Consider the following 26,822-nt stretch of genomic DNA (forward strand, 5'->3'; position numbering starts at 1 on the left):
GCATGGCCCATTCCCACAGGCTCCGCAGATCTACTGGGTTTGATGGGCATCAGCCCATCAAACCCAGCGGCAAGTCACTGCGGTTTGTCATCCTTCATGCGGCGCAGGAAGGTCGCCAGCAGCGGCCCTGAGAGGTTATGCCAGACGCTGAACAGCGCACTCGGCACCGCCGCCAGTGGCGAGAAGTGGGCGCTGGCCAGGGCGGCGCCCAGCCCGGAGTTCTGCATGCCGACCTCGATGGACAGCGTCTTGCGCTGCGCCAGCGGCATGCCGAAGAAACGCCCGGCAGCGTAGCCCATGGCCAGGCCGAGACCGTTGTGCAGCATCACCACGGCCATGATCAGCAGGCCCGATTCGGCGATCTTGGCCTGGCTGGCCGCCACCACCGCGGCGACGATGGCGACGATGGAGACCACCGAGATCAGCGGCAGCACGTCCACTGCCAGTTTCACTCGCTCACCCAGGAGGCGCTGGGCGACCAGACCGAGGATGATCGGCAGCAGCACCATCTGCAAAATCGAGCTGAACATCGCCCAGAACGATACCGGCAGCCATTCCGAGGCCAGCAGCCAGATCAGCGCCGGGGTGACGAGGGGCGCCAGCAGCGTGGTGACGGCGGTGATGCCAACCGACAGCGCTACGTCGCCCTTGGCGAACCAGGTGATGACGTTCGAGGCGGTACCGCCCGGACAGCAGCCCACCAGAATCACCCCCACGGCCACTTCCGGCGGCAAGCTAAACAGCTTGCAGAGCAGCCATGCCAGGCAAGGCATGATGATGAACTGGGCCAGCACGCCGATCAGCACGCGCAGCGGATGGCGCACCACCTCGCGAAAATCCTCGGTCTTCAGCGTCAGCCCCATGCCGAACATGATCAGCCCGAGCAGCGGCACGATGAACGCCGTGAGTGGCAGGAATGCACCGGGGATCAGGAACGCCAGCACGGCGAACAGCAGAACCCAGATGGCGAAGGTGTTGCCGACGAAGCGGCTAAGGGCGATCAGGGCGGACATGGGTTTTCCCTAAAGAGCGGTGGCAGGCTCCGGGGCGGAGCGCTGGCGGTCAGTTATTGTTGGATAGACAGCGGTGGCTGTCGGATGGGGCGGGTATTGGGCCTGTTGTAAGAGCAGCTGCAATTGAAAGGCCCGCGAGCTAGAGCCCTGCAAGGCCTAGCTGCCCCACAAAAATAGGCGAGAAAGCGGAGTGTATTTTAGTACATGAGCATTACTCGCTCCGCTCGCCCTTCGGGCCGCACTGAAGTGCGTTAGCCGCAAGCGGCTTGCCGACCGGGCTGGCGATCCAGCCTATTTTTAACGCCGCAGGGCCGACGCGCAGCAGCCTTTAGAGCCCTTGCGGGGTATCTTCGCCACCCAGGGCTTCAAACAGTGCCGGCAGGAACTCGATCAGGGTCAGCATCATCAGGGTGAAGCTGGCGTCCTGCTGGCTCAGGTCATCATCGCCGCCATCCTGTTCGGCCTGCTCCTGCAGCAGATCCTCGAACTTCAGGCGCTTGACCACCAGCTTGTCGTCGAGCACGAAGGACAATTTGTCCTGCCAGCCCAGGGACAGCTGGGTGACCTGCTTGCCCGAGCTCATGTGCAGTTGCACTTCTTCGCCGGTCAGATCCTGGCGCTTGCAGCGCACGATGCCGCCGTCTTCGTGGGTGTCACGCAGCTCGCATTCGTCCAGCACGTGGAAATCGGCAGCCGCTTTCTGGGCCTTGACCCAGTCGGTCATGGTCGCGCTTGGGGCTATCTTCACGGTCAGCGGGCGTACCGGCAGCGAGCCGATGGCTTCACGCAGGGTGGAGAGCAGGTCTTCGGCACGCTTGGGGCTGGAGGCGTTGACGATGATCAGGCCCTGGGCCGGAGCGATGGCGGCGAAGGTCGCCGACTTGCGGATAAAGGCGCGGGGCAGGAAGGCCTGGACGATCTCGTCCTTGATCTGCTCGCGCTCCTTCTTGTAGACCTTGCGCATCTGCTCGCTTTCGATCTCGTCGACCTTTTCCTTCACGGCGTCCTTAACGACGCTGCCGGGCAGGATGCGTTCTTCCTTGCGTGCCGAGATCAGCAGGAAGCCCTGGCTCTCGTGCACCAGCGGAGCATCTTCACCCTTGCCGAAGGGGGCGACGAAGCCATAGGTCGCCAGTTCCTGGCTGGCGCAGGGGCGGGCTGGCTTGGCGGCCAGTGCGGCTTGCAGTTTTTCGGTATCGAAGTCGACGTCTTGGGTGAGGCGGTAGACCAGCAGGTTGCGAAACCACATGAGCGGGTTGTCTCCAGTTAGCGGGGCGCGCGAGGCACGCAAATTCATCAATTCGGACGCAGGGCATCTGCAGCGTTGCAGAGCGAAGGCAGTCTGGCAGCAGAAGGTGAAACCCACCGCGCGACGATCAGACCAGTGCGAGCGCGCATTATTCCTTCCAGCAGTGGATTAGGCCAACCCTGTATCGAGAGGCTGACCTGTTTCTGCGCTGAAACCGTGATGATTCCTAAGCCTTTGGAACGCCAATAAATTTTTTTCACAAAGGGGGTTGCCAAGGTGCAGGTCGCTCTCTAGAATGCGCCCCACTTCGAGAGTGAAGGGTGATTAGCTCAGCCGGGAGAGCATCTGCCTTACAAGCAGAGGGTCGGCGGTTCGATCCCGTCATCACCCACCAATCGAGGTATGCGCAGCGGTAGTTCAGTCGGTTAGAATACCGGCCTGTCACGCCGGGGGTCGCGGGTTCGAGTCCCGTCCGCTGCGCCATATATAGCTTCCAGGGCCCACTGAACACCCGGAAGCAACGCGAAAAGCGCCCTAGGGCGCTTTTTTCGTTTCTGCTCTCGGCAGCGCTGCCAGGGGCAGCGCTCAAGGTGCCATTTACATGGCGCCAGGCCGAAAGGCCGGATCGTCGTCCAGCTCGTCAAAACCCGCCTCGATATCCGGAACCACGTAGGTTTCCACCTCGAGCTCTTCGGCATGAGGCTTGCGGCTCGTGCCCAGAATACCGACCACCGCGCCCAGTGCCAGACCCGCGGCAGCGAAAGCCCAAGGGCGACGGTGCACCGCCTGGCTGATCTTGTCGGCGCCTTCTTTCAGTTGGTTTTTCACCGAATCGGCGCTGTCTGCCAGATCGTGCAGTTTCTGCCTGACAGCATGGGTGCCCTGGTCGAGCGACTGGCGCGCTTCGCGTAATGCATCGGCCAGGGATTCGTGATCGGTCGGGTAGTCGATTTCCGGTTCCGGGCGTGGTCGGCCACGGGCCTGTTCCACGGCGAGCCAGGCCAGGCCGATGGCGGTCATGGCCACCGGTACGGGGTTGGCCTTGAGGGTCTGGCCCAGGCGCTCGACGATTTCCAGGCCACCACTGTCGCGGCCATAGGCCAGAGCCTGATCGATAAGGCGCTGCGGGGTCAGGCGTGCTTCCACATCATCGATCAGCGCATCGATGCGGCTGCGCTGCTGATCGATTTCCTGCTCGAGCACTTCCGGGGATTTGAGCGATTCCGCTGCGATGCTGCTATGGGTACTCATGACATTTGCCTCTGCACCGCTTCCTTGTCTTTCTGCAAGGAATCCAGGGTGCGCTCGGGGGTGAGTTGGGAAGGGGCGAATTTCTGCTGACCGACCTTGAGCATGATCAGCCCGATGATGATCACCACCACACCGACGATCAGCGCGGCCGCCCACGGTGGCAGCACTTCGCTAAGACCATAGACCGCCGAGAGCAGCAGCATCAGCACGCCGCACAGCAGCACGATGGCGCCGCCTGCGACCGCAGCGATACCAGTTTTGGTCGCCTGCAGGGAGGCGTTGAGCTCGACCTTGGCCAGCGCCAGTTCCTTGGTGAACAGCGTCTGCACTTCACGGGTCAGCTGACGCAGCAGGCCGAGCAGGGAAGGCTCAAGTTGTGGTTGCCGCGGGTCTTCGTTCATTACAGGGCTCCTTTGCGCGGATATCCATCATCACGGCGCTTGCGCAACACCCGGCTCACCGCGTAACCCAGAGCCAGGCCGCCGGCTGCCAGCCACAGCGGATGGCTGCGGGCGAAACGGTCGACGCTGTGCACCGCGTGGCCGCTGTAATTGTTGACGGCATCGCGCAGCGCCGCCAACTGCCGGGCGGCTTCCTGCAGGCGATCAGCCGACTGGGGCGCGTCCGGATTTTCCAGGTCGGCGATGGTGGAGCGGGCGATTCGTGCCAGGGCTTCCAGCTCATCGGTATGCGACTGTTCGGCCTGAATACGTGCGCGCAGTTGCTCCTGGGCATCCTGTTGCCAATGCCCGGAGATGATCTTGGCGGGGCGCTTGTGCGGGCGTTCGTGGTTGTCGTTTTCCATGTGGCTACACCTGCTCGTGCTCTAAAGGACTATCCATTTATTGCCTGTACGCCGCTAGCGGCTCTGTTCGCGGCTGGCGAATTCATCGGCGATGGGCGTGCTGAACTCCGCCGGCGCGGGCGTTACTGGCGGCACCGGCGGAACGGGAACGGGCGCCACGGCAGGCGCGCGGGTACGGTCGGCGACTTCCTCGGCCATCAGCACCAGCTCCTGCAGGCGTTGCACACGCTCGCGCAGGTAACGGATTTCTTCCAGCGGATCATCGAGCGCGCTCTTCACGCTGCAATGCCCGCTCAACCCGCGTAGCAACAACAGGCCACCGACGCTCAGCTGGCGCTTGCCCTGCTGGCCATGCTTGCCCGCACCCAGAGCAGCGAGCAGCAGCCCGCCACCAATGGACAGCAGGCGCTCCCAGCCTCTGACGTTCTGGCGTGGCGGCTCCCGTCGTTCGGGGTGCGATTGCGGTTCGAAGGCGACCATAGGTTCACTCCTGCCTGGTTGTGGATGGGTTAGCGGCGGCGTCGCGCTCAGACGGGGTCTGGCTGCGGCTTTTCCGGTAGCCCATCGTTGTCCGGTTCATCGGGCAAATCGAGTGGAGAGGGCTTACCTGGCAAGTCGGGTGCCTGGGTCGGATCGGGTACTCGCTGGGTCATGCCTCGTCCCTCGGTTCTTCGCTCTACGTCGTTTGAGGGTGCCGCGCGCTGCATGTTCGATCTTTTTGCCAGGCAACCTTCGCCTGGCCCGCAGCGCCTATGCCGCGCAGCTACAGGCGCAGCGGCGTGGTCAGAAACCTTAAACCTCTGCGATCAGGCCTCGGTCAAGATTCTCTGTCTGGCAGCAGAGCTGCCTGGCCGGGCAGTCGCGCACATAGACGTCGCGTGGCAACTCCATCCATGTCGGCCCCATCTCGGGCCTGAACTTCGAGCGAGTTATCCATGAGCATGACAGTCGCAGATTTCATCGTCGAACGCCTCTATCAGTGGGGCGTGCGGCGCATTTATGGCTATCCGGGCGATGGCATCAACGGCGTATTCGGCGCCCTGGCGAGGGCCGAGGGCAAGATTCGCTTCATCCAGGCGCGCCACGAGGAAATGGCGGCGTTCATGGCGGCGGCCGATGCCAAATTCTCCGGCGATCTGGGTGTATGCATCGCCACCTCCGGCCCGGGCGCGGCCCATCTGCTCACCGGTCTGTACGATGCGCGCATGGACCATATGCCGGTGCTGGCCATCGTCGGTCAGCAGGCGCGCAATGCCCTGGGCGGGCATTACCAGCAGGAGGTGGACCTGCTGTCGATGTTCAAGGACGTCGCTGGTGCCTTCGTACAGCAGGCCAGTGCGCCGTCCCAGGTGCGTCACCTGGTCGACCGCAGCATTCGCACCGCGCTGGGCGATCGCCGGGTGACGGCGATCATTCTGCCCAACGACTTGCAAACCCTGCCGTACGAGGAACCTGCGCGCGAACACGGCACCCTGCATTCCGGCGTCGGTTACAGCCGGCCGCGTGTGGTGCCTTATGACGCTGACCTGCAGCGCGCGGCCGAAGTGCTCAATGCCGGCAAGAAAGTGGCGATCCTGATCGGCGCCGGCGCGCTGGGCGCTGCGAAAGAAGTTACCGAGGTGGCCGACGTGCTCGGTGCCGGCGTCGCCAAGGCGCTGCTCGGTAAGGCGGCGCTGCCGGACGATCTGCCCTGGGTGACTGGCTCCATCGGCCTGCTGGGTACCAAGCCCAGTTACCAGATGATGGAAGAGTGCGACACCCTGCTGATGATCGGCTCGGGTTTCCCCTATGCCGAGTTCCTGCCCAAGGAGGGCCAGGCGCGCGCCGTGCAGATCGATATCCAGGCGGACATGCTCGGCCTGCGTTACCCCATGGAGGTGAACCTGCAAGGCGATGCGGCGGACACCTTGCAGGCGCTGCTGCCGCTGCTCGAACGCAAGACGCTGCGCACCTGGCGCAAGCGTATCGAGCGCTGGACGGCGCAATGGCAGACCACCCTGAAGCGCCGCGCCATGGCTTCGGCCTCGCCGATCAACCCGCAGCGGGTCGCCTACGAGCTGTCGCCGCGCCTGCCGGATCGTGCCGTGGTGACCAGCGATTCCGGCTCCTGCGCCAACTGGTTCGCCCGGGATGTGAAGATGCGGGAGGACATGCTCTGCTCGCTGTCCGGTGGCCTGGCGTCCATGGGCGCGGCGGTGCCCTATGCGATTGCCGCCAAGTTCGCCCACCCGGATCGCCCGGTGGTGGCCCTGGTCGGTGATGGTGCGATGCAGATGAACAACATGGCCGAACTGATCACCGTGGCCAAGTATTGGCACGAGTGGCAGGACAAGCGCTGGATCTGCGCAGTGTTCAACAACGAAGACCTCAACCAGGTGACCTGGGAACAGCGGGTGATGGAGGGCGACCCGAAGTTCTCGGCGTCCCAGGACATTCCCAGTGTGGCCTATCACCAGTTCGCCGAGTCCATCGGCCTCAAGGGCATCTATGTCGACCATGAGGAAGACGTGGCGGGTGCCTGGGAGCAGGCGCTGGCGGCGGATCGCCCGGTGGTCATCGAGTTCAAGACCGACCCGGATGTGCCGCCACTGCCGCCGCACATCACCCTGGCCCAGGCCAAGGCCTTTGCATCGACCTTGTGGCAGGGTGACCCTAACCAGGGCGGCATCCTGCGCCAGGCGACCAAGCAGGTGCTGAGCTCGATCCTGCCGGGCAAGAGCCGGCGTTAGCCTTCGTCGATCAGCTGCGCATGCCAGTCTGGCAGGCGCAGCAGCGCGAAGCGCGCGGCCTCTTCGAGAACCCGGGCGCGGTCGCCGGCGAAGCGCTCGGTGCTGGAAAACAGCCGGATAGAGCCGCCCACGGTTCGAAACGCCCAGGCAAAGCACAGGGTGCCCGGTGCAATCTCGCCCTGGGCATCTGGCCCGGCGACACCGGTGCTCGCCACTGCCACGTTGGCTGGGCTGCCATTCAAGGCGCCGGTCGCCATCTCGCATGCCACTTCTTCGCTGGTCAGGTTGAAGGTGTCGAGGGTTTGCTGGCTCACGCCAAGCAGACGTTTCTTGGCCGCAGGTGAATAGACCACGTGGCCACTGTCCAAGCATTCGCCGCTACCGGGGTGTTTGGCGAGTAACGCCACGATCATGCCGGCGGTGCATGACTCGGCGGTGGTCAGGTAGAGCTTGTGCTGCTTCAGGTAGTCGAGCAGCGTTTCGATGTCTCGCATGGCAGGTTCCTCGGGGTGTTCTCCTTTCTCTGATTCGCGCCACGCCTGCGAGGTGCTGCTGCACTGATCGACGGCAGCGGGCTTTTCCCTGAACTCTGCCGCTTGGCTTCCAGTCAGGTGTAGCACGTCGAGGAAAGGGAAACGGCCATGCTCATCTCTCTGCAGTCCCAGGTCGCGCTGGTTACCGGCGCCAGTTCAGGTATCGGTGCGGCATCTGCCAGGGCGTTGGCCGAGGCGGGCGCTGCGGTGGTGCTCAACTACCGTTCCGGGCGTGAAGCCGCCGAAAAGCTCGCCGCGCAGATTCGTGATGGCGGCGGCCAGGCCATCGCCGTGAAGGCGGATGTGTCCAGCGAGGCGGAGGTCGAGGCGCTGTTCGCCGAAACCCTCGCCACCTTCGGGCGGCTCGACATCCTGCTGGCCAACTCCGGCATGCAGCGCGACGCGCCGACCGCGGACATGAGCCTGGATGAGTGGAACCAGGTGCTGCAGGTCAACCTCACCGGCCAGTTCCTTTGCGTGCGCGCCGCCCTGCGGCAGTTCGCTAAACAGGGTATTCGTGAAGAGGTTTCCCGCGCCGCCGGCAAGATCATTCAGATGAGCTCCGTGCATCAGCTGATTCCCTGGGCCGGGCGCGCCAATTACGCGGCCTCCAAGGGCGGGCTCGACCTGCTGATGCGCAGCGTGGCCCAGGAGGTGGGCGAGCAACGCATCCGCGTCAATGCCATTGCGCCGGGGGCCATCCGCACGGCGATCAACCGCGAGGCCACTGAGGGCGAGGCGGCCGACAAGCTGCTCGAGCTGATCCCCTATGGGCGCATCGGCGACGCCCAGGACATCGCCAATGCGGTGGTTTGGCTGGCCTCCGACTTGGCCGACTATGTCCACGGCACCACGCTGTTCATCGACGGCGGCATGAGCCTTTACCCGGAGTTTCGTGACAATGGCTGATATCCATGATCGTCAGATGCCCATCGAGGCCCACGGCATCATCGGCGACATGCGCAGCGCCGCGCTGGTCGCCGACAGTGGTTGCGTGGACTTCTTCTGCTGGCCGGACTTCGACAGCCCATCGATCTTCAGCGCCTTGCTCGATACCCCCGAAGCCGGGGTATTCCAGCTGGCGCCGGACTTGCCCGACGCGCGTCGCCAGCAACTCTACCTGCCCGATACCAACGTGCTGCAGACGCGTTGGCTGGACGAACAGGCGGTGGTGGAGTGTACCGACTTGATGCCGATCAACGCCGATGTCGACGCCGCGCCGCGGCTGATCCGCAATATCCGCGTGGTCTCCGGCAGTGCCACGATCCGCCTGCGCTGTCGGGTGCGCCATGATTACAGCCGCGCCGACACTGTGGCGGAGATCGATGGCCGCGATGTGCTGTTCCACGCGCCAGGGCAGCCCAGCCTGCGGTTGTCTGCGAGCCAGCCGTTGCGTATCGATGAGCACTGCGCGATCGCCGAGTTCGAATTACGTGAAGGCGAGCATGCCGAGTTCGTCCTTGGCGCGCCGGATGATCCACTGGTGGCTGCCGGCGCTTGCGAGCATTGCCTGCAGGAAACCCTGAAATACTGGCGGCGCTGGATTAAACAATCCAATTACCGCGGCCGTTGGCGCGAGATGGTGCATCGCTCGGCGCTGGCGCTCAAGCTGCTGACCTCACGCAAACACGGCGGCATCATCGCCGCTGCTACCTACGGCCTGCCCGAAGCGCCGGGCGGCGAGCGCAACTGGGATTACCGCTACACCTGGATTCGCGACGCCTCGTTCACCGTCTACGCCTTCATGCGCCTGGGCTTTTCCGAGGAGGCTAACGCTTTCATGCGCTGGGTGCGTGACCGCGTCGATGACTGCTCGGAAACCCCGGCGCACCTGCGCATCCTCTACAGCCTGCGCGGGCAGCATCACTTGCCGGAAAGCGCCCTCGATCATCTGGCCGGGCATGGCGGCGCGAAGCCGGTGCGCATCGGCAACGAAGCCCACGAACAGACCCAGCTGGATATCTTCGGCGAGCTGCTCGATGCCGTGTACCTGGCCAACAAGTATGGCGAGGCGATTTCCCATGACGGCTGGAAGCACGTGGTGGGCATCGTCGATCAGGTCTGTGACAGCTGGCAGCAGAAGGACGTGGGCATCTGGGAGATTCGCGGCGAAGAGCAGCACTTTCTGCACTCGCGGCTGATGTGCTGGGTAGCCCTGGATCGCGCCATTCGCCTGGCCCAGAAACGCTCGCTGCCGGCGCCCTTCGCGCGCTGGAACGATGAGCGCCAAGCCATCCATGACGATATCTGGAACAACTTCTGGGACGAGAGCTGCGGCCACTTCGTGCAGCGCATCGGTTGCCAGGATGTCGACGGCTCCATGCTACTGATGCCGCTGATGCGTTTTGTCGCCGCCACCGACCCGCGCTGGTTGGCCACCCTGGAAGCCATCGAGCAGCAACTGGTGCGCGATGGCATGGTCTATCGCTACCGCACCGACGACGGGCTCAAGGGCGAGGAGGGCTCCTTTATCGCCTGTTCGTTCTGGTACGTGGAGTGCCTGGCGCGTGCTGGTCGTATCGAGAAAGCCCACCTGGAATTCGAGCAGTTGCTGCGCTATGCCAATCCGCTGGGGTTGTACGCTGAAGAACTGGATCGGCGCGGCCATCACCTGGGTAATACGCCTCAGGCGCTGAGCCACCTGGCGCTGATCAGCGCGGCGAGCTTTCTCGATCACCGGCTCAGTGGCGAGCGCACCACTTGGCAGCCTTGATCGGGCTGCCATTTATGAATCTCTAGCGCTTGCTCTGCAGCCCGGACCAGGCAACTGCGCCGAGAATCAGCGCACCGCCGAGCAGCATGCCGGCGGTCGGCATGGTGCCGAAGATAAGCCACGCACCGGCGATGGCGTAGATCGGCTCCATGGTGATCACCACCGCCGCGGTGTGGGCGCGCACATGGCGCAGCGAGGCGATGAACAGGCTGTACGCCAACGCCGTACACAACACCCCCAACGCGGCCAGCTGCCACCAGTCCCCGGTACTGATCGTCGGGATCTCCGGTAGGCACCAGAACAGCAACGCCAGGCTGATGGCCAGGCATTGCCACCAGCAGGACGCCAGGCCATCGACCTTGCCGGAGACATGCTTGTTGGCCACGGCAATCGCCGCATACACCGCGCCGGACAGCACGCCGTAGAGCAGCCCGACGGTGGCGCCATCGCGCAGATCGAATGACGGGGTGATCAGGATCAGCCCGATCGACACCAGCAGCAGAATCCAGCGGTCGGTACGCCCCAGGTGCTGGCCGAACACCACGCGTTCGATCAATGCGGTGAAGGCCGGGAACGATGCAAAGCCCAGGGTCGCCACGGCCACGCCGCCGGTTTGCACTGCCATGAAGAACAGCAACCAATGCGCGCCCAGCGTCACGCCCGTGGCCAGCAGGGTGTTGGCGGTGCGCCGATTCACGGCGCGCCAGGGGCGTTTGTTCAGGCACAGGCAGAACAGGCTCAGCGCCAATAACGCGAAGGCCGAGCGACCGAGCACGATCATGCTGGCGCTGACCTTCAGCGATTCGCCGAACAGCGCCGAGACGCCGACCAGCAAGGCGGCTGCGTGCAATTGCAAATGGGCGGTGCGAAGGCTCATCGAGATGTCGCCTGATCGGAGGAGCTACAGAGTGCCAAGTACGGCGCAGCAGGTAAAACGGATTGTGGTACCCGGCATCTGTTGCGGCTGGCGGGCAGGCTGCGAAGTGGGCTTCTCGTTATGCATGGGGCTATAGTCGATGCCCTCATCACCTGAATCAGCGAGAACTCTATGAGCTGCGCAGCCCTGGGCATCGACTACCCGATCATTCAAGCGCCAATGGCCGGTACCGCCACGCCGGCTCTTGCTGCCGCGGTCAGCAACGCGGGTGGATTGGGCTCAATCTCCATTGCGGCGGTTCAGGCTGAAGCTGGGCGGCAGATGATCAGAGACACCCGCGCAGGCACGCGCAAGCCGTTCAACATTAATGTGTTTTGCCACCAGCCCAGCGTTGCCGAGGCTGCCAAAGAGCAGGCCTGGCTCGCGTACCTGCAACCTTATTTCGCCGAATTTGGGGTCCCAGCGCCTGATTCGATTCGCGATATCTACTGCAGTTTTCAAAATGACGAGGGTCAGCTCGAGGTATTGCTCGAAGAGCGGCCGCCCATCGTCAGCTTTCACCTGGGCCTGCCTGCGCAGGAACGTATCGACGCGTTGAAGAAGGCTGGCATCACTTTGCTGGCCTCGGCTACGACCTTGGAGGAAGGGCTGCTGGCGCAGGACGCGGGCATCGACATCGTCGTTGCCCAAGGCATCGAGGCGGGCGGCCACCGCGGTGTTTTCGAGCCGCAGCGGGGCGATCAGGGCATTGGCACGCTGGCTCTGGTGAGGGTGCTGGTCAAACACCTGTCTCGCCCGGTCATCGCTGCTGGCGGAATCATGGATGGCGCTGGCATTGCCGCTGCTATGGCATTGGGCGCCAGCGCGGCGCAGCTGGGCACCGCCTTTATTCTCTGCCCCGAGTCGGCAGCCAATGAAGCCTATCGGCAGATGCTGAGTAGCGAGCGGGCGTGGGTGACTCAGGTAACCACGGTGATTTCTGGGCGCCCGGCGCGTGGCATCGTCAATCGCTTCATGGCTGAAGTGGGCGCGCCAGGCCATCCTGCCGTGCCGGGTTTCGGGATTGCCTACGATGCGGGTAAACAGTTGATCGCTGCGGGGGGCAAGGCGGGGAATGCCGAATTTGCGGCACACTGGGCCGGGCAGGGCGCAGCACTCGCGCGGGCGATGCCAGCTGCCGAGCTGGTGGCCGTGCTGCAGCGTGAGTACCTGGCCGCGCGTGCATAGTCTGCTCGCGCGCATCTGGCGCTTGGGAACGATAGATAGCTGATTAGGAATATGCTGACAGACCGACTTTGCGTCGGCCTGTGGGTGAGCGCGGCGCTTTAGGCCGAGTGCAACTGGACTTCTTCGATGGTGTCCACACGGACGGGCGCTTCGACACCGGTCAACTCACTGATCAGAGCCCACTGCTGATCCAGTTCGCGGCTTACCGCACCGAGGCGGGTGATCATCTTCGAGGCCGAGGAGCGCACGCCACTGTCGTCGCTACGCAGCAGATCGAATGAGAATGCGGTCATGGCAGCAGTCATATGGGTGATGCTGCGTGAGGTGAGGGTAAGCAGTTCGGTTAGTTGTTTTTCTTTGGTGTTCATCTCGTGCTTCCTTGACTAACGAGTCGATGCACAGCATTGAGGGAAACTGCGTCAGGTCATCAGGTCCTTGATGATCCGGCAGTGGGACGCCGTTCATATTTGGGCGCCACGCTGCGAGCAAAATGATATCACCGTCACTCCGGAGGCTGGCAATATGCCCAGGTGGGGTGAATGAAAATATTTTCCACCTCAGGTTTGCCCCTTTATGCCAAAAAATCATAGCCGCATGGCCACTGTGCGAAATTCGTGCGGCGGATAAATGTTCGCCGCCCCGTGCGCCGGAGCCACCGCAACGTTTAAACTGCGCCTCGCCGGCCAGGCAGATGGATTTTGTCCGGCCCACAGCGGGCGATGGCGCTGTACGAAGTTGTCGCATGCCGGCAATGCCGGCCCCTGAGCACCCCCTACAATCTTTCGCATCGCAGGCCTGCTTGGCTTGCGTGTCTCGTCAGGAGAGTCCCGATGTCCGCTCAGCACGACCCGGTGCAACGCGCCGATTTTGACCAGGTGATGGTACCCAGCTATGCGCCGGCTACATTCGTGCCGGTACGCGGCGCCGGTTCGCGCGTCTGGGATCAGAGCGGTCGAGAGCTGATCGACTTCTCCGGCGGTATTGCCGTCAACGCCTTGGGTCATGCCCACCCCGCACTGGTCAAGGCGCTGACCGAGCAGGCCAATACGCTCTGGCATGTATCCAACGTGTTCACCAATGAGCCTGCGCTGCGCCTGGCTAAGAAACTGGTCGATGCCACCTTTGCCGAGCGCGTGTTCCTCTGCAACTCCGGTGCAGAAGCCAACGAGGCGGCCTTCAAGCTGGCGCGCCGCGTCGCGCACGACCGCTTTGGCGCCGACAAATACGAGATCATCGCCGCCACCAACAGCTTCCACGGCCGTACCCTGTTCACTGTCAGCGTGGGCGGCCAGCCGAAGTACTCCGATGGCTTCGGACCAAAGATTCAGGGCATCACCCATGTGCCTTACAACGACATTGACGCGCTCAAAGCTGCGATCAGCGACAAGACCTGCGCCGTGGTCATCGAGCCAATTCAGGGCGAGGGCGGCGTGTTGCCCGCCGACTTGGCATACCTGCAGGGCGCCCGTGAGCTGTGCAACCAGCACAACGCGCTGCTGGTGTTCGATGAAGTACAAAGTGGTGTCGGCCGCAGCGGCCACCTGTTCGCCTATCAGCACTACGGCGTCACGCCGGATGTGCTGTCGAGCGCCAAGAGCCTGGGCGGCGGTTTCCCGATTGCTGCCATGCTGACCACCGAGGCGCTGGCCAGCCATCTGGCAGTCGGCACCCACGGCACTACCTATGGTGGTAACCCGTTGGGTTGCGCGGTAGCTGGTGCCGTGCTCGATGTGGTCAACACGCCCGAAGTGCTTAATGGCGTGAAGGCCAAGCACGAGCGCTTCAAGGCGCGTTTGCTGCAGATCGGCGAGAAATACGGGGTATTTTCCGGCGTGCGCGGCATGGGTCTGCTGATCGGTGCAGTGCTCTCCGATGCATGGAAGGGCAAGGCTCGCGAGTTTTTCGATGCGGCGGCCGAAGAGAATCTGATGATTCTGCAAGCTGGCCCGGACGTGGTGCGTTTCGCGCCGAGCCTGGTCATCGAGGACGCTGATATCGACGAAGGCCTGGATCGCTTCGAGCGTGCCGTCGCCAAAGTCGCCAAGGCCTAATCTGTGCATCGGGCAGCCGCGCGCTGTCCGTTCAATTCGCGGTGTCGGCAGGTGCCGACCCGTTTCACGGATGATGATTCTCGCTGCCAGGGCTGTATCGCCCCCGCCTTGCTGAAGGAGTGAACCATGCTGGTTATGCGCCCTGCGCGAATGACCGACCTCGCTGAAGTGCAGCGCCTGGCTGCCGACAGCCCAGTAGGGGTCACCTCGCTGCCGGACAACGCCGAGCGGCTGCGCGACAAGATCGCCGCCTCCGAGGCGTCGTTCGCCGCTGAAGTGAGTTTCAACGGCGAGGAGCGCTACTTCTTCGTGCTCGAAGACACCGAGTCCGGCCGCCTGGTCGGCTGCTCGGGCATCGTCGCGTCGGCCGGCTATTCCGAGCCGTTCTACAGCTTTCGCAACGAGACCTTTGTTCATAACTCCCGCGAGCTGAAGATTCACAACAAGATCCACGTGCTCTCGTTGTGCCACGACCTGACCGGCAACAGCTTGCTGACCAGCTTTTACGTCGAGCGCTCGTTGGTCGACAGCGTCTGCGCCGAGCTCAACTCCCGCGCGCGCCTGCTGTTCGCGGCATGCCACCCGGAGCGTTTTGCCGATGCGATGGTGGTAGAGATCGTCGGTGAAAGTGATGACGCCGGCGAGTCGCCGTTCTGGGATGCGGTGGGTCGGCATTTCTTCGGTATGAGCTACGGCGAGGCCGAGCGCCTGTGTGGGCTGCGCAGCCGCGCTTATCTGGCCGAACTGATGCCCCATTACCCAATCTACGTGCCGCTGCTGCCGGATACCGCCCAGGAGTCCATGGGCCTGGTGCACCCGCGCGCTCAGGTGTCGTTCGATATTTTGATGCGTGACGGTTTCGAGACCGACCACTACATTGACATTTTCGACGGCGGCCCGACGCTGCATGCGCGCACTTCTGGCATCCGCTCCATCGCCCAAAGTGTTGTGGCGCCTGTGGTGCTGGGTGAGGCCAGTGGTGGGCGGCCGTACTTGGTCAGCAATGAGCAGCTGCAGGGTTTCCGCGCCGTGATCGCCGAACTGGACTGGGCGCCCGGCCAGCCGGTCACACTCGACCCTGCTACCGCGCAGACGCTTGGCGTCGGCGAAGGTGGTCAGGTAAGGCTGGTGGCCGTATGAGTCCGTCATTAACGAGTGCCACGCGTCTGACCTGCAGCTTTTCGGAGGCATCATGATCGTTCGCTCCGTACGGGCCGGCGACCTGCCGGCACTGATCGACCTTGCGCGCAGCACCGGCACCGGCTTGACCACCTTGCCGGCCAATGAGGCGCGCCTTGCCTATCGCGTCGGTCGAGCCGAAAAGACCTTTCGTGGCGAAGCAGAGCGCGGCGACTGCGACTACATGTTCGTGCTCGAAGACGATGACGGTCGCGTGCTGGGCATTTCCGCGATTGCCGGTGGCGTGGGGTTGCGTGAGTCTTGGTACAACTACCGGGTCGGCCTGACCGTTTGCGCGTCTCAGGAATTGGGTATCCATCGCCAGGTGCCGACGTTGTTCCTGGCCAATGACCTGACGGGTCATTCCGAGCTGTGCTCGCTGTTCCTGCATGCCGATCACCGCACCGGCCTGAACGGGCGCTTGCTGTCCAAGGCGCGCTTCTTGTTCATCGCCGAATTTCGTGAGCAGTTTGGCGACAAGATCATCGCCGAGATGCGTGGCGTCTCCGATGAGCAAGGGCGTTCGCCATTCTGGGAATGCCTGGGCCGGCACTTCTTCCGTATGGAGTTCTCTCAGGCGGATTACCTGACCGGTGTTGGCAACAAGGCGTTCATCGCCGAGTTGATGCCCAAGTTTCCGCTGTACACCTGCTTCCTATCCGAGGCCGCCCGCGAGGTGATCGGCCGCGTGCACCCGGATACCGAGCCAGCGCTGGCGATGCTCAAATCCGAAGGCTTCAGTTATCAGGGCTATGTCGACATCTTCGATGCCGGCCCTGCCATAGAGGCCGAGACGGCGAAGATCCGCGCGATTCGCGACAGCCAGCTGCTGGTGTTGGCCATTGGCACGCCGGGCGACGATGCGCCGGTGTATCTGGTGCATAACCGCAAGCGTGAAGACTGCCGCATGACCGCGGCGCGTGCGCGGATGGCCGCCGGTACCTTGGTGGTCGACCCGCTGACCGCCAAGCGCTTGCGTCTCAATGTAGGTGATCAGGTGCGCGCTGTGGCCCTGGCCGCGCAGGCTTGAGTTTTTGATGTGGCGGGGCAGAGACTGCCCCGATCCGGTTATGCCGCCAAAGAGCGGCAGCCGTCAGATGTACAAGACCATCGTTCTGCGGCGGTCTGTCGAACCGTGAAAGCCTGGAGTGATAGACCATGAGCACGCATTACATTGCAGGTCTCTGGCAGATGGGACGCGGCAATGCCCTGGAGTCTCTCGATCCGGTCAGCCAGCAACTGCTCTGGGTGGGCCGTGAAGCTGATGCAGAGCAGGTGGAGGCCGCCGTGCAGGCCGCCCGCGATGCATTCCCCGCTTGGGCCGCAATGCCGTTGAACGAGCGAATAGCGTTGCTCGAGCGCTTCGCCTCTGTGCTCAAGGCCAACGGGGATGACTTGGCGCAAACCATCGGTGAAGAGACCGGCAAGCCGCTCTGGGAAGCGACCAGCGAAGTCGCCAGCATGATCGGCAAAGTGGCGATTTCCATTCAGAGCCATAGCGAGCGCACCGGGCAGCGCGAGGGCACCCAGGGTGCGGTGTTGCGCCACAAGCCCCACGGCGTGGTGGCGGTATTCGGCCCGTACAACTTTCCCGGTCACCTTCCTAACGGCCATATCGTGCCGGCCCTGCTGGCCGGTAATACCGTGGTGTTCAAACCCAGTGAGCACACCCCAAATGTGGCTGAAGCAACGCTCAAGTGCTGGATCGAGGCTGGCCTGCCAGCTGGCGTACTGAACCTGGTGCAGGGTGCGCGCGATACCGGTGCGGCACTGGCGGCTCACCCGGGTATCGACGGCCTGTTCTTCACTGGCTCCAGCCGGACCGGCAATCTGTTGCACGCGCAGTTCGGTGGCCACCCGGAGACCATCCTGGCGCTGGAAATGGGCGGCAATAACCCGTTGATCGTCGAGCAGGTCGCCGATATCGACGCGGCGGTGTACTGCATCATTCAGTCCGCATTCATTTCTGCTGGCCAGCGCTGCACCTGTGCGCGGCGCCTGCTGGTGCCCGAAGGCGCCTGGGGCGACGCGCTGCTGGCGCGCCTAGTCAGCGTGGTAGCGAGCTTGAAAGTAGGCGCCTACAACGCCCAGCCCGAGCCGTTCATGGGCGCGGTGATTTCCCTGGGCGCGGCCCAGCATCTGCTCAAGGTTCAGGAGCGCCTGATCGATAAGGGCGCCCGCCCGCTGCTGGATATGAGCCAACCGCTCGACGGCGCGGCGCTGCTGACACCGGGCATCATCGATGTAACAGCAGTGATGCCGCGTAGCGACGAAGAGGTGTTCGGGCCGCTGCTGCAGGTTATTCGCTATGACGATTTCGACACCGCCATCGTGGAGGCCAACGCTACTCGCTTCGGCCTCGCGGCCGGTTTGCTGTCCAACTCCCGCGAGCACTACGAGCAGTTCTGGCTGCGCAGCCGCGCCGGCATCGTCAACTGGAACAAGCCGCTGACTGGCGCTTCCAGTGCTGCGCCGTTTGGCGGTATCGGCGCGTCGGGCAACCATCGGCCAAGCGCTTGCTACGCCGCAGATTACTGCGCCTATCCGGTCGCCTCGCTGGAAAGCGAGAGCTTGCTGTTGCCGGACAGCCTGGCTCCGGGAGTGAGTCTATGAGTATTTCTGGCGCTTCAGCCTGTGAGCTGAATATCGACGGTTTGGTTGGCCCCACCCACAACTACGGCGGTTTGTCGTACGGCAACGTCGCCTCGCAGGACAACAGCCAGGTTGCGTCCAATCCACGGGAAGCCGCTCGCCAGGGCCTGGCAAAAATGAAGGCGTTGATGGACATGGGCTTTGCCCAGGCCGTGCTGGCGCCTCAGGAACGGCCGGACGTACAGGCGTTGCGGCGCTGTGGCTTCAGCGGCAGCGATGCCCAGGTGATCGAGAAAGCTGCGCGCGAGGCGATGCCGCTGCTGGTCGCCAGCTGCTCGGCCTCGAGCATGTGGACCGCCAATGCCGCAACCGTCAGCCCCAGCGCCGACACCGCTGACGGCCGCGTGCATTTCACTGCCGCCAACCTCAACTGCAAGTTTCACCGCTCCATCGAACATCCCACCACCAGCCGCGTACTGGCGGCGATGTTCGCTGACGAACGCCATTTCGCCCATCACGGTGCGCTGCCGGCGGTCAGCCAGTTCGGCGACGAGGGCGCGGCCAACCACACTCGGTTCTGCCGCGACTATGGCGAGCGTGGCGTGGAGTTTTTCGTGTTCGGCCGCAGCGCCTTCGACCTGCGCTTGCCCGCCCCACAGCGTTACCCAGCACGGCAGACGCTAGAAGCCTCCCAGGCGGTGGCGCGTTTGCATGGCCTCGCCGAAGATGCCGTGGTGTTCGCCCAGCAGAATCCGGCGGTGGTTGATCAGGGCGTGTTCCACAACGACGTTATTGCCGTGGGCAACGGCCAGGTGCTGTTCCACCACGAAGATGCCTTTTTGGACAGCGAGCGAGTGATTGCCGAACTCGGCGACAAACTTGCCCGTCTGGGGGGGCGGCTGCAGCCGGTGTGTGTGCCGCGGCATGTGCTGGGCGTCGAGGACGCGGTGCGCTCCTATCTGTTCAACAGTCAGCTGTTGAGCCGCGCCGACGGGCGTATGCTGCTGGTAGTGCCGGAGGAGTGCCGCAGCAATCAGCGGGTCTGGGCCTACCTGCAAACGCTGCTGGGAGGCAGCGGGCCGATTGCCGAGGTTCGCGCCTTCGACCTCAAGCAGAGCATGCAGAACGGCGGCGGCCCCGCCTGTCTGCGCCTGCGTGTAGCCTTGCAGGCAGAGGAACTGGCGGCGATGAACCCGTGTGTGATGCTGACGCCGGAACTGTACGAGCGGCTGCTGCAATGGGTCGATCGCCATTACCGCGACCGCCTGAGCGAGCATGACCTGGCCGACCCGCAGCTGCTCGACGAATGCCGCACGGCGCTGGATGAGCTTACGCAAATTCTAAAGCTCGGCGCCGTGTACCCCTTTCAACTCATCTGAAGCGGCTCACTACGAGCCACCAACTTACTGGAGTAACCATGAGCGACGCCCTGCAACTGATCCTCGAAGACGCCGACGGCACCCAGCTGGAAACCTCGTGCACCCGTTTTGCCGTAATGTGGCAGGGCAAGGAAGTATGGATTCAGCAGGTCGGCAACGGCCAGTTGATGATTGGTGTAGACGTCGCCGAGGGCGACACCGAATACGCCAACCTGCTGCTGCGTCCGCTGGCTACCAACCTGGTCAGCCTGGAACTGGAAATGGAACCGGCTGATGATGGCGCCGATGACGACCACGTCCACGGCCCAGACTGCAATCACTGAGGAACGCCCATGCTCGCCCTCGGCAACCTGCTTGAGATGACGTTGGCCGGCCACGAGCCGGCCTCGAAGATTCAGCTGACGCCGGAGGGCACGCGCCTGCGCTGGCTTGCCGAGGGCGCCCTCGAAGTCACGCCGGCCGCTGGCCGCGACAACGGCATGGATCTGCTGCTTTCAGCAGGCATCCACGGCAACGAAACGGCTCCGATCGAGCTGCTCGACCGCTTGCTGTGCAGCATTGCTCGCAACGAACTACAGCCGCGGGCGCGCTTGCTGCTGCTGTTCGGCAACCCCGGAGCGATGCGCCGCGGCGAGCGGTTTGTCGAGCAGGACATCAACCGGTTGTTCAATGGCCGGCACGAGCTGAGTAGCGGCGCCGAAGCGATGCGCGCCTGTGAACTGGAGCATCTGGCTGCATCGTTCTTTGCCGACACCGAACGCACGCGCCTGCACTACGACATGCACACGGCGATTCGTGCCTCGCGTATCGAGCAATTCGCCCTGTATCCTTGGGCCGAAGGGCGTCGCCACTCACGCCGCGAATGTGCTCGGCTGCAAGCTGCGGGTATCGATGCCGTGCTGTTGCAAAGCCAGCCCTCGACCACCTTCAGCGCCTATACCTATGCCGGGCTGGGCGCCGAGGCGTTCACCCTGGAATTGGGCAAGGCGAGGCCGTTTGGCCATAACGAATTGGTAAACCTCGATCGCCTGGAGTTGCGTCTGCACGCCATCATAGAAGGCCGCGAGCCAGCGGTCGACGAGGCTGCTATCGAGCGACTGCAGCTGTTCTCCTTTGCCCGCGAAGTGATCAAACACAGTGACGCCTTCGTTCTGCACTTGCCTGTCGACGTGGAAAACTTCACCGAGCTGGAGCCCGGTTATCTGCTCGCAGAAGACTTGGCCAACAGCCGCTGGGTCGTGGAAGAGCAGGGCGCACGAATCATTTTTCCCAACCCAAAAGTTCATAACGGCCAGCGCGCCGGCATTCTGCTGGTACCCGCGGCCGACTCTTTACTGGAGTGAGCAGGCCTTAGCGGCGCTGCCAACCTACGCCATCTGCTCGAACAGGAGTGCTCATGTCCATCATCGATCTGCGTAGCGACACCGTTACCCAACCCACCGCCGGCATGCGTGAGGCAATGCTGGCTGCTGAGCTGGGTGATGACGTGTACGGAGAGGATCCCACCGTCAATCGTCTGGAGCGGCGTCTGGCTCAAGACCTGGGCTTTGCAGCGGCGCTGTTCGTGCCCACCGGCACCATGAGTAACCTGCTCGGGCTGATGGCCCACTGCGAGCGCGGCGACGAATACATCGTCGGTCAGCAGGCGCACACCTACAAATATGAAGGCGGCGGCGCTGCGGTGCTGGGCTCGATTCAGCCCCAGCCGCTGGATATGGAACAGGACGGCTCGCTGGATCTGGCCCGCGTCGAGGCGGCGATCAAGCAGGACGACTTCCATTTCGCGCGCACGCGTTTGCTGGCGCTGGAAAACACCATGCAGGGCAAGGTGCTGCCGCTCGATTACCTGGCTGCTGCCCGCGCCTTCACGCGCGATAAGGGTTTGGCGCTGCATCTGGACGGCGCGCGGCTGTTCAATGCCGCGGTCAGACTGGGCGTGAGCGCAGGTGAAATCACCCGGCATTTCGATTCGGTATCCATTTGTCTATCGAAGGGCCTTGGCGCGCCAGTCGGCTCGGTGTTGTGTGGCAGCGAGGCGCTAATCACCAAGGCGCGTCGCCTACGCAAAATGGTCGGTGGTGGTATGCGCCAAGCCGGTGTGCTGGCCGCTGCCGGGATCTACGCGCTTGACCATCAGGTCGAACGGCTGGTCGAAGATCACGCCAATGCCGATTGTCTGGCCGCCGGGTTGCGTGAGCTGGGGTATGTGGTCGAGCCGGTGCAGACCAATATGGTCTACGTGCAGATCGGCGAGCGTGCCGAGGTACTGAAGGCTTTTTGCGCCGAGCGCGGTATTCGCCTGAGCGCTGCTCCGCGCCTGCGCATGGTCACCCATCTGGATGTCAGTGCCGATGGCATCGGTCAGGTGATCGAGGCTTTTGCCGCGTTTAGAAATTGACCCGTGGCGGGCTGCTTCTTGCTGCCCGCTGTCTGTCATTGCAGAGCCTGAATTTAGGGCTTTTGCAGCGCTTGCAAATAATTGTACCCATGCCCTAGCCGCCGCGGCCAAGCCCGATATAATGCGGGCTTTTGCCGGCTGTGCCGTGGCCGCCTGTTTTCCTGGAAAATGCCAATGAAAAGCGCAGAAATCCGTGAAGCTTTCCTGAGCTTCTTCGAAGAGAAGGGACACACCCGTGTCGCTTCCAGCTCCCTGATTCCGAACAACGACCCCACGTTGCTGTTCACCAACGCTGGCATGAACCAGTTCAAGGACTGCTTCCTGGGCTTGGAAAAGCGCGCTTATACCCGCGCCGCCACCAGCCAGAAGTGCGTGCGCGCCGGTGGCAAGCACAATGACCTGGAAAACGTCGGTTATACCGCGCGTCACCACACCTTCTTCGAAATGCTGGGCAACTTCAGCTTTGGCGACTATTTCAAGCGTGATGCCATCCACTTCGCCTGGGAATTCCTTACCGGCGAGAAGTGGCTGAAGCTGCCCAAGGACAAGCTCTGGGTCACGGTCTATGCCACCGATGATGAGGCCTACGACATCTGGAACAAGGAAGTCGGTGTGCCGGCCGAGCGGATGATCCGCATCGGCGACAACAAGGGCGCGCCATACGCTTCCGACAATTTCTGGACCATGGGCGATACCGGCCCATGCGGCCCGTGCACCGAAATCTTCTTCGACCACGGCGAGCACATCTGGGGCGGCCCACCCGGCTCTCCTGAAGAAGACGGCGACCGCTACATCGAGATCTGGAACAACGTGTTCATGCAGTTCAACCGTACCGCAGACGGTGTATTGCACCCGCTGCCGGCACCGAGCGTGGACACCGGCATGGGTCTGGAACGCATCAGTGCCGTGCTGCAGCACGTCAACTCGAACTACGAGATCGACCTGTTCCAGAGCCTGCTGGCGGCCAGCGCCCAGGCCATCGGTTGCGCCAACGATGGCGACGCCTCGCTGAAAGTGGTGGCCGACCACATCCGCTCCTGCAGCTTCCTGATCGCCGACGGCGTCACCCCGTCCAACGAAGGCCGTGGTTACGTGCTGCGTCGCATCATTCGCCGCGCCTGTCGCCACGGCAACAAGCTGGGCGCTAAGGGCAGCTTCTTCCACAAGATCGTCGTGGCCCTGGCGGGCGAGATGGGCGAGGCCTTCCCGGAACTGAAACAGCAGCAGGCGCATATCGAGCGCGTGCTGAAGACCGAAGAAGAGCAATTCGCCAAGACCCTGGAGCAGGGCCTGAAGATCCTTGAGCAGGATCTTGCCGAACTCAGCGGCACGGTGATTCCGGGTGAGGTGATCTTCAAGCTGTACGACACCTACGGCTTCCCGATGGACCTCACCGGCGACATCGCCCGTGAGCGCGAGCTGACCCTCGACGAAGCCGGCTTCGAACGTGAGATGGAAGCCCAGCGCGTGCGTGCCCGTTCCGCCAGCTCCTTTGGTGTGGACTACAACAGCCTGGTCAAGGTCGACGCCGATACCCGTTTCCTCGGCTATGGCGCCACCGTTGCTAGTGGCGAGCTGCTGGTGCTGCTGCGCGACGGCCAATCCGTCGACATCCTCAATGAAGGCGAGGAGGGCGTGGTGGTGCTCGACCAGACGCCGTTCTACGCCGAATCCGGCGGCCAGATCGGTGACTGCGGCTTCCTCGAAGGCCCGGGCGTGCGTTTCGACGTGCGCGACACCACCAAGGTCGGCGGCGCCTGGCTGCACCATGGTGTGGTCAGCAAAGGCAGCCTGAGCGTCGGCGCCACCATCAACGCTGAAGTGGACGCTTCGGTGCGTACCTCCACCGGCCTCAACCACTCGGCCACGCATCTGTTGCACGCGGCGTTGCGCCAGGTACTTGGCGAGCACGTGCAGCAGAAAGGCTCGCTGGTCGATAGTCAGCGCCTGCGTTTCGACTTCAGCCACTTCGAGGCAATCAAGCCCGAGCAGCTCAAAGAGCTCGAAGAGATTGTAAACCGCGAAGTGCGCCGCAACACCCCGGTGCAGACCGAAGAGATGGACATCGAAAGCGCCAAGGCCAAGGGCGCCATGGCGCTGTTCGGCGAGAAGTACGGCGACAGCGTGCGCGTGCTGACCATGGGCGACGGCTTCTCGGTCGAGCTGTGCGGTGGCATTCATGCCAACCGTACCGGCGATATCGGCGTGTTCAAGATCGTCAGCGAGGGTGGTGTGGCGGCCGGCGTGCGCCGTATCGAAGCGGTCACCGGTGCAGCGGCCTTCGCTTACCTGAACGGCGCGGAAGAGCAGCTCAAAGAGGCGGCGTCCCTGGTCAAAGGCAGCCGCGACAACCTGCTCGACAAGCTCGCAGCAGTGATTGACCGCAACCGTCAGCTGGAAAAGGAGCTGGAGCAGCTCAAGGCCAAGGCCGCCAGCGCAGCGGGCAGCGACCTGGCTGGTTCGGCCGTGGACATTAAAGGCGTCAAGACGCTCAGTGCGCGCATCGATGGCCTGGATGGCAAAGGTCTGCTCGCACTGGTCGATCAACTGAAGAACAAGCTCGGCAGTGCGGTGATCCTGCTCGGCGGCGTGCAGGACGACAAGGTCGTGCTGGTCGCTGGCGTGACTCAGGATCTGACCGCCAAGCTGAAGGCTGGCGACCTGATGAAGCAGGCCGCTGCAGCCGTCGGCGGTAAAGGTGGCGGTCGTCCGGACATGGCGCAGGGCGGTGGGGTTGATGCGGCCGCACTCGATGGTGCTCTGGCGCTGATCGGTCCGTTCGTCGAGCAGGGCCTCTGAGGCCCGTAACTCAAGCGTGACCGCGCTGCTTGCCATGCCCGGTAAGCAACGCAGTGGTGTGCGGTGTTGTCTGTTTAATGGGCGCCCTTCACGGGCTGAGGCAGCTTTGAAATGGCTTTGATCGTACAGAAATTCGGCGGTACTTCCGTCGGCACCGTCGAGCGAATCGCACAGGTCGCCGAGAAGGTGAAGAAATTCCGCGAAAAGGGTGACGACATAGTCGTCGTGGTATCCGCCATGAGCGGCGAGACCAATCGCCTTATCGACCTGGCCAAGCAAATCAGCGATGACCAGCCGGTAGCGCGCGAGCTCGACGTGATGGTGTCCACCGGTGAGCAGGTGACCATCGCGTTGCTGGCCATGGCGCTGATCAAGCGTGGCGTGCCGGCGGTGTCTTACACCGGCAGCCAGGTGCGCATTCTGACCGACAGCTCGCACACCAAGGCGCGCATTCTGAGTATCGACGACACCAACATTCGCGCTGACCTCAAGGCCGGCCGTGTGGTGGTTGTGGCGGGCTTCCAGGGTGTCGACGAGCACGGCAATATCACCACGCTCGGTCGCGGTGGCTCGGACACCACAGGCGTGGCCCTGGCGGCGGCGCTGAAAGCTGACGAGTGCCAGATCTACACCGATGTAGATGGCGTTTACACCACCGATCCGCGTGTCGTGCCGAAAGCTCAGCGTCTGGAGAAGATCACCTTCGAAGAGATGCTGGAAATGGCCAGCCTGGGCTCCAAGGTGCTGCAAATTCGCTCGGTGGAATTCGCCGGCAAGTACAACGTCCCGCTGCGCGTTCTGCACAGCTTCCAGGAGGGCCCGGGCACCCTCATTACCCTTGATGAAGAGGAATCCATGGAACAGCCGATCATCTCCGGCATCGCTTTCAACCGCGACGAAGCCAAGCTGACCATCCGTGGCGTACCTGACCTGCCGGGCGTTGCGTTCAAGATCCTCGGCCCGATCAGCTCCGCCAATATCGAAGTCGACATGATCGTGCAGAACGTTGCGCACGATAACACCACCGATTTCACCTTCACCGTGCACCGCAACGACTACCAGAGCGCTCAGCAGGTGCTCGAAGCCACCGCGCGCGAACTCGGCGCTCGCGAAGTGGTCGGAGACGTGAACATTGCGAAAGTGTCTATCGTCGGTGTTGGTATGCGTTCTCATGCGGGTGTTGCTAGTCGCATGTTCGAAGCGCTGGCCAAGGAGAACATCAACATTCAGATGATCTCCACCTCCGAGATCAAGGTCTCTGTTGTCATCGAAGAGAAATATCTGGAATTGGCAGTGCGCGCGCTGCACACTGCGTTCGAACTCGATGCTCCGGCCCGACAGGGCGATTGAGGCATCCTGCAAAAGGCGCGCTTATCCGCGCCTTTTGTTGTTTTGGTTGGTGTAGGTGGAACTTTCCTTCCGTCCGTACTGGTCAATACTGAGTGCTGGTTGGATCCTTTGGGCACCAGCTAGCGCTTTTCACGTTTGCAGACTTGTTGTCCGAAATTGAATCCGTAAGGAGAAAGGAATGCTGATTCTGACTCGCCGGGTCGGAGAGACCCTGATGGTGGGTGACGAAGTCACTGTCACCGTGTTGGGTGTGAAGGGTAATCAGGTGCGGATTGGCGTTAATGCGCCTAAGGAAGTCGCCGTTCACCGTGAAGAGATTTACCAGCGCATCCAGAAAGAGAAGGGCGAAGAACCAAACCACTAATTTTTCTCGAAATTTTGGTTTGCAAACGGGGAAAACATGTTTATCATGCGCCCCGTGTTGCGGAGAGGTGGCCGAGTGGCCGAAGGCGCTCCCCTGCTAAGGGAGTACACCTCAAAAGGGTGTCGGGGGTTCGAATCCCCCCTTCTCCGCCATTATTTGGCAAGTTTGGCTTCAAGCCAGGCTGGCGAAAAAACCAGCGGTGATCTGGTCTAAAAACACCAAACGGACTCATAGCTCAGCTGGATAGAGTACTCGGCTACGAACCGAGCGGTCGGAGGTTCGAATCCTCCTGAGTCCGCCATATTGAATGGCT

The 26,822-nt window shown here is 62.8% G+C and carries 24 protein-coding genes and 4 tRNA genes; 19 read left to right on the forward strand and 9 right to left on the reverse strand.

What is annotated here, in order from left to right; genetic code table 11:
* Positions 1-74: 74 nt before the first annotated feature.
* Complete coding sequence (locus BUC40_RS07405; protein ID WP_073264208.1) at positions 75-1,013, reverse strand: bile acid:sodium symporter family protein; 939 nt, start codon at positions 1,011-1,013, stop codon at positions 75-77.
* A gap of 328 nt (positions 1,014-1,341) precedes the next feature.
* Entirely contained in the window at positions 1,342-2,262 is a 921-nt protein-coding gene (rdgC, locus tag BUC40_RS07410; protein ID WP_073264210.1) for a recombination-associated protein RdgC, read from the reverse strand.
* A 318-nt stretch (positions 2,263-2,580) separates the two neighbouring features.
* On the opposite strand from rdgC, the gene BUC40_RS07415 reads away from it, so the two are divergent.
* Both BUC40_RS07415 and BUC40_RS07420 read left to right on the forward strand, forming a co-directional pair.
* Positions 2,581-2,656, forward strand: a tRNA-Val gene (locus tag BUC40_RS07415).
* Between the two features lie 12 nt (positions 2,657-2,668).
* A tRNA-Asp gene (locus BUC40_RS07420) sits at positions 2,669-2,745 on the forward strand.
* A gap of 114 nt (positions 2,746-2,859) precedes the next feature.
* On the opposite strand, the gene BUC40_RS07425 is transcribed toward BUC40_RS07420, so the two are convergent.
* From BUC40_RS07425 to BUC40_RS07440, 4 genes are read right to left on the reverse strand one after another with little or no spacing between them, the layout of a single operon-like run.
* Positions 2,860-3,513, reverse strand: a complete 654-nt coding sequence (locus tag BUC40_RS07425) for a DUF3618 domain-containing protein (protein ID WP_073264212.1) — start codon at positions 3,511-3,513, stop codon at positions 2,860-2,862.
* Positions 3,510-3,914 carry a phage holin family protein gene (locus tag BUC40_RS07430; RefSeq protein ID WP_073264214.1) on the reverse strand — a complete coding sequence of 135 codons (405 nt, stop codon included), beginning with the start codon at positions 3,912-3,914 and terminating at the stop codon, positions 3,510-3,512. The genes BUC40_RS07425 and BUC40_RS07430 overlap by 4 nt, the downstream gene beginning before the upstream one ends.
* Positions 3,914-4,318 carry a hypothetical protein gene (locus BUC40_RS07435; RefSeq protein ID WP_073264216.1) on the reverse strand — a complete coding sequence of 135 codons (405 nt, stop codon included), beginning with the start codon at positions 4,316-4,318 and terminating at the stop codon, positions 3,914-3,916. The genes BUC40_RS07430 and BUC40_RS07435 overlap by 1 nt, the downstream gene beginning before the upstream one ends.
* A 54-nt stretch (positions 4,319-4,372) precedes the next feature.
* On the reverse strand, positions 4,373-4,798 hold the full coding sequence (locus BUC40_RS07440; protein ID WP_073264218.1) for a YgaP-like transmembrane domain: 426 nt from the start codon (positions 4,796-4,798) through the stop codon (positions 4,373-4,375).
* A gap of 455 nt (positions 4,799-5,253) precedes the next feature.
* Here BUC40_RS07440 and BUC40_RS07445 point away from each other — a divergent pair, with 455 nt between their 5' ends.
* Positions 5,254-7,047, forward strand: coding sequence for a thiamine pyrophosphate-requiring protein (locus BUC40_RS07445; protein WP_073264220.1), 1,794 nt, complete (start codon positions 5,254-5,256; stop codon positions 7,045-7,047).
* Here the strand turns inward: BUC40_RS07445 and BUC40_RS07450 are convergent.
* Entirely contained in the window at positions 7,044-7,541 is a 498-nt protein-coding gene (locus BUC40_RS07450) for a CinA family protein (protein ID WP_073264222.1), read from the reverse strand. The two genes, BUC40_RS07445 and BUC40_RS07450, sit on opposite strands and share 4 nt — an antisense overlap.
* Before the next feature lie 147 nt (positions 7,542-7,688).
* Here BUC40_RS07450 and BUC40_RS07455 point away from each other — a divergent pair, with 147 nt between their 5' ends.
* Positions 7,689-8,489 (forward strand): glucose 1-dehydrogenase, encoded by an 801-nt coding sequence (locus tag BUC40_RS07455; protein WP_073264224.1) that lies wholly within the window; start codon positions 7,689-7,691, stop codon positions 8,487-8,489.
* A complete protein-coding gene (locus tag BUC40_RS07460; protein ID WP_073264226.1) occupies positions 8,482-10,293 on the forward strand; it encodes a glycoside hydrolase family 15 protein in 1,812 nt (603 codons plus the stop codon). The genes BUC40_RS07455 and BUC40_RS07460 overlap by 8 nt, the downstream gene beginning before the upstream one ends.
* A gap of 22 nt (positions 10,294-10,315) precedes the next feature.
* On the opposite strand, the gene BUC40_RS07465 is transcribed toward BUC40_RS07460, so the two are convergent.
* On the reverse strand, positions 10,316-11,170 hold the full coding sequence (locus tag BUC40_RS07465; RefSeq protein WP_073264228.1) for a DMT family transporter: 855 nt from the start codon (positions 11,168-11,170) through the stop codon (positions 10,316-10,318).
* A gap of 171 nt (positions 11,171-11,341) precedes the next feature.
* Here BUC40_RS07465 and BUC40_RS07470 point away from each other — a divergent pair, with 171 nt between their 5' ends.
* Entirely contained in the window at positions 11,342-12,397 is a 1,056-nt protein-coding gene (locus BUC40_RS07470; RefSeq protein ID WP_073264230.1) for an NAD(P)H-dependent flavin oxidoreductase, read from the forward strand.
* A gap of 98 nt (positions 12,398-12,495) precedes the next feature.
* Here the strand turns inward: BUC40_RS07470 and BUC40_RS07475 are convergent, their stop codons facing one another.
* Entirely contained in the window at positions 12,496-12,765 is a 270-nt protein-coding gene (locus tag BUC40_RS07475) for a hypothetical protein (RefSeq protein WP_073264232.1), read from the reverse strand.
* 462 nt (positions 12,766-13,227) lie between these two features.
* Between BUC40_RS07475 and BUC40_RS07480 the strand changes: the two genes are divergently transcribed.
* The 13 genes from BUC40_RS07480 to BUC40_RS07540 all read left to right on the forward strand — a co-directional run bounded on the left by BUC40_RS07480 (position 13,228) and on the right by BUC40_RS07540 (position 26,810).
* Positions 13,228-14,448: an aspartate aminotransferase family protein gene (locus tag BUC40_RS07480; RefSeq protein ID WP_073264234.1), complete on the forward strand. Its 1,221-nt coding sequence runs from the start codon at positions 13,228-13,230 to the stop codon at positions 14,446-14,448.
* Between the two features lie 126 nt (positions 14,449-14,574).
* A complete protein-coding gene (aruF, locus tag BUC40_RS07485; RefSeq protein WP_073264236.1) occupies positions 14,575-15,588 on the forward strand; it encodes an arginine/ornithine succinyltransferase subunit alpha in 1,014 nt (337 codons plus the stop codon).
* A gap of 52 nt (positions 15,589-15,640) precedes the next feature.
* Positions 15,641-16,657 (forward strand): arginine N-succinyltransferase, encoded by a 1,017-nt coding sequence (astA, locus tag BUC40_RS07490; protein ID WP_073264238.1) that lies wholly within the window; start codon positions 15,641-15,643, stop codon positions 16,655-16,657.
* A 128-nt stretch (positions 16,658-16,785) separates the two neighbouring features.
* Positions 16,786-18,240, forward strand: coding sequence for a succinylglutamate-semialdehyde dehydrogenase (gene astD / locus BUC40_RS07495; RefSeq protein ID WP_073264240.1), 1,455 nt, complete (start codon positions 16,786-16,788; stop codon positions 18,238-18,240).
* Entirely contained in the window at positions 18,237-19,598 is a 1,362-nt protein-coding gene (gene astB / locus BUC40_RS07500; protein ID WP_073264242.1) for an N-succinylarginine dihydrolase, read from the forward strand. Before astD ends, astB begins: the two co-directional genes overlap by 4 nt.
* A 38-nt stretch (positions 19,599-19,636) precedes the next feature.
* Positions 19,637-19,921, forward strand: a complete 285-nt coding sequence (locus BUC40_RS07505; protein ID WP_070886694.1) for a topoisomerase II — start codon at positions 19,637-19,639, stop codon at positions 19,919-19,921.
* Between the two features lie 9 nt (positions 19,922-19,930).
* Entirely contained in the window at positions 19,931-20,941 is a 1,011-nt protein-coding gene (gene astE, locus BUC40_RS07510; protein ID WP_073264244.1) for a succinylglutamate desuccinylase, read from the forward strand.
* Positions 20,942-20,994: 53 nt separating this feature from the next.
* Entirely contained in the window at positions 20,995-21,996 is a 1,002-nt protein-coding gene (gene ltaE, locus BUC40_RS07515; RefSeq protein WP_073264246.1) for a low-specificity L-threonine aldolase, read from the forward strand.
* 174 nt (positions 21,997-22,170) lie between these two features.
* Positions 22,171-24,795: an alanine--tRNA ligase gene (gene alaS, locus BUC40_RS07520; RefSeq protein ID WP_073264248.1), complete on the forward strand. Its 2,625-nt coding sequence runs from the start codon at positions 22,171-22,173 to the stop codon at positions 24,793-24,795.
* Between the two features lie 111 nt (positions 24,796-24,906).
* On the forward strand, positions 24,907-26,145 hold the full coding sequence (locus BUC40_RS07525; RefSeq protein WP_073264250.1) for an aspartate kinase: 1,239 nt from the start codon (positions 24,907-24,909) through the stop codon (positions 26,143-26,145).
* 178 nt (positions 26,146-26,323) lie between these two features.
* Positions 26,324-26,509, forward strand: coding sequence for a carbon storage regulator CsrA (gene csrA, locus BUC40_RS07530; protein ID WP_013792214.1), 186 nt, complete (start codon positions 26,324-26,326; stop codon positions 26,507-26,509).
* A gap of 61 nt (positions 26,510-26,570) precedes the next feature.
* A tRNA-Ser gene (locus BUC40_RS07535) sits at positions 26,571-26,661 on the forward strand.
* A gap of 72 nt (positions 26,662-26,733) precedes the next feature.
* Positions 26,734-26,810: transfer RNA gene (locus BUC40_RS07540), tRNA-Arg, on the forward strand.
* The last annotated feature ends 12 nt before the right edge of the window (positions 26,811-26,822 follow it).

The sequence above is a fragment of the Phytopseudomonas punonensis genome (assembly GCF_900142655.1).
In the GTDB taxonomy this organism is placed as follows: domain Bacteria; phylum Pseudomonadota; class Gammaproteobacteria; order Pseudomonadales; family Pseudomonadaceae; genus Aquipseudomonas; species Aquipseudomonas punonensis.

What these genes read in the sequence shown, in the direction of transcription:
- BUC40_RS07430 (WP_073264214.1), bottom strand. Translation starts at nt 3,914, where the DNA reads ATGAACGAAGACCCGCGGCAACCACAACTTGAGCCTTCCCTGCTCGGC.
- rdgC (WP_073264210.1), bottom strand. Translation starts at nt 2,262, where the DNA reads ATGTGGTTTCGCAACCTGCTGGTCTACCGCCTCACCCAAGACGTCGAC.
- astD (WP_073264240.1), top strand. Translation starts at nt 16,786, where the DNA reads ATGAGCACGCATTACATTGCAGGTCTCTGGCAGATGGGACGCGGCAAT.
- ltaE (WP_073264246.1), top strand. Translation starts at nt 20,995, where the DNA reads ATGTCCATCATCGATCTGCGTAGCGACACCGTTACCCAACCCACCGCC.
- BUC40_RS07465 (WP_073264228.1), bottom strand. Translation starts at nt 11,170, where the DNA reads ATGAGCCTTCGCACCGCCCATTTGCAATTGCACGCAGCCGCCTTGCTG.
- BUC40_RS07435 (WP_073264216.1), bottom strand. Translation starts at nt 4,318, where the DNA reads ATGGAAAACGACAACCACGAACGCCCGCACAAGCGCCCCGCCAAGATC.
- BUC40_RS07480 (WP_073264234.1), top strand. Translation starts at nt 13,228, where the DNA reads ATGTCCGCTCAGCACGACCCGGTGCAACGCGCCGATTTTGACCAGGTG.
- aruF (WP_073264236.1), top strand. Translation starts at nt 14,575, where the DNA reads ATGCTGGTTATGCGCCCTGCGCGAATGACCGACCTCGCTGAAGTGCAG.
- astA (WP_073264238.1), top strand. Translation starts at nt 15,641, where the DNA reads ATGATCGTTCGCTCCGTACGGGCCGGCGACCTGCCGGCACTGATCGAC.
- csrA (WP_013792214.1), top strand. Translation starts at nt 26,324, where the DNA reads ATGCTGATTCTGACTCGCCGGGTCGGAGAGACCCTGATGGTGGGTGAC.
- BUC40_RS07445 (WP_073264220.1), top strand. Translation starts at nt 5,254, where the DNA reads ATGAGCATGACAGTCGCAGATTTCATCGTCGAACGCCTCTATCAGTGG.
- BUC40_RS07505 (WP_070886694.1), top strand. Translation starts at nt 19,637, where the DNA reads ATGAGCGACGCCCTGCAACTGATCCTCGAAGACGCCGACGGCACCCAG.
- BUC40_RS07470 (WP_073264230.1), top strand. Translation starts at nt 11,342, where the DNA reads ATGAGCTGCGCAGCCCTGGGCATCGACTACCCGATCATTCAAGCGCCA.
- BUC40_RS07460 (WP_073264226.1), top strand. Translation starts at nt 8,482, where the DNA reads ATGGCTGATATCCATGATCGTCAGATGCCCATCGAGGCCCACGGCATC.
- BUC40_RS07455 (WP_073264224.1), top strand. Translation starts at nt 7,689, where the DNA reads ATGCTCATCTCTCTGCAGTCCCAGGTCGCGCTGGTTACCGGCGCCAGT.
- BUC40_RS07425 (WP_073264212.1), bottom strand. Translation starts at nt 3,513, where the DNA reads ATGAGTACCCATAGCAGCATCGCAGCGGAATCGCTCAAATCCCCGGAA.
- BUC40_RS07440 (WP_073264218.1), bottom strand. Translation starts at nt 4,798, where the DNA reads ATGGTCGCCTTCGAACCGCAATCGCACCCCGAACGACGGGAGCCGCCA.
- BUC40_RS07475 (WP_073264232.1), bottom strand. Translation starts at nt 12,765, where the DNA reads ATGAACACCAAAGAAAAACAACTAACCGAACTGCTTACCCTCACCTCA.
- alaS (WP_073264248.1), top strand. Translation starts at nt 22,171, where the DNA reads ATGAAAAGCGCAGAAATCCGTGAAGCTTTCCTGAGCTTCTTCGAAGAG.
- BUC40_RS07450 (WP_073264222.1), bottom strand. Translation starts at nt 7,541, where the DNA reads ATGCGAGACATCGAAACGCTGCTCGACTACCTGAAGCAGCACAAGCTC.
- astB (WP_073264242.1), top strand. Translation starts at nt 18,237, where the DNA reads ATGAGTATTTCTGGCGCTTCAGCCTGTGAGCTGAATATCGACGGTTTG.
- BUC40_RS07525 (WP_073264250.1), top strand. Translation starts at nt 24,907, where the DNA reads ATGGCTTTGATCGTACAGAAATTCGGCGGTACTTCCGTCGGCACCGTC.
- BUC40_RS07405 (WP_073264208.1), bottom strand. Translation starts at nt 1,013, where the DNA reads ATGTCCGCCCTGATCGCCCTTAGCCGCTTCGTCGGCAACACCTTCGCC.
- astE (WP_073264244.1), top strand. Translation starts at nt 19,931, where the DNA reads ATGCTCGCCCTCGGCAACCTGCTTGAGATGACGTTGGCCGGCCACGAG.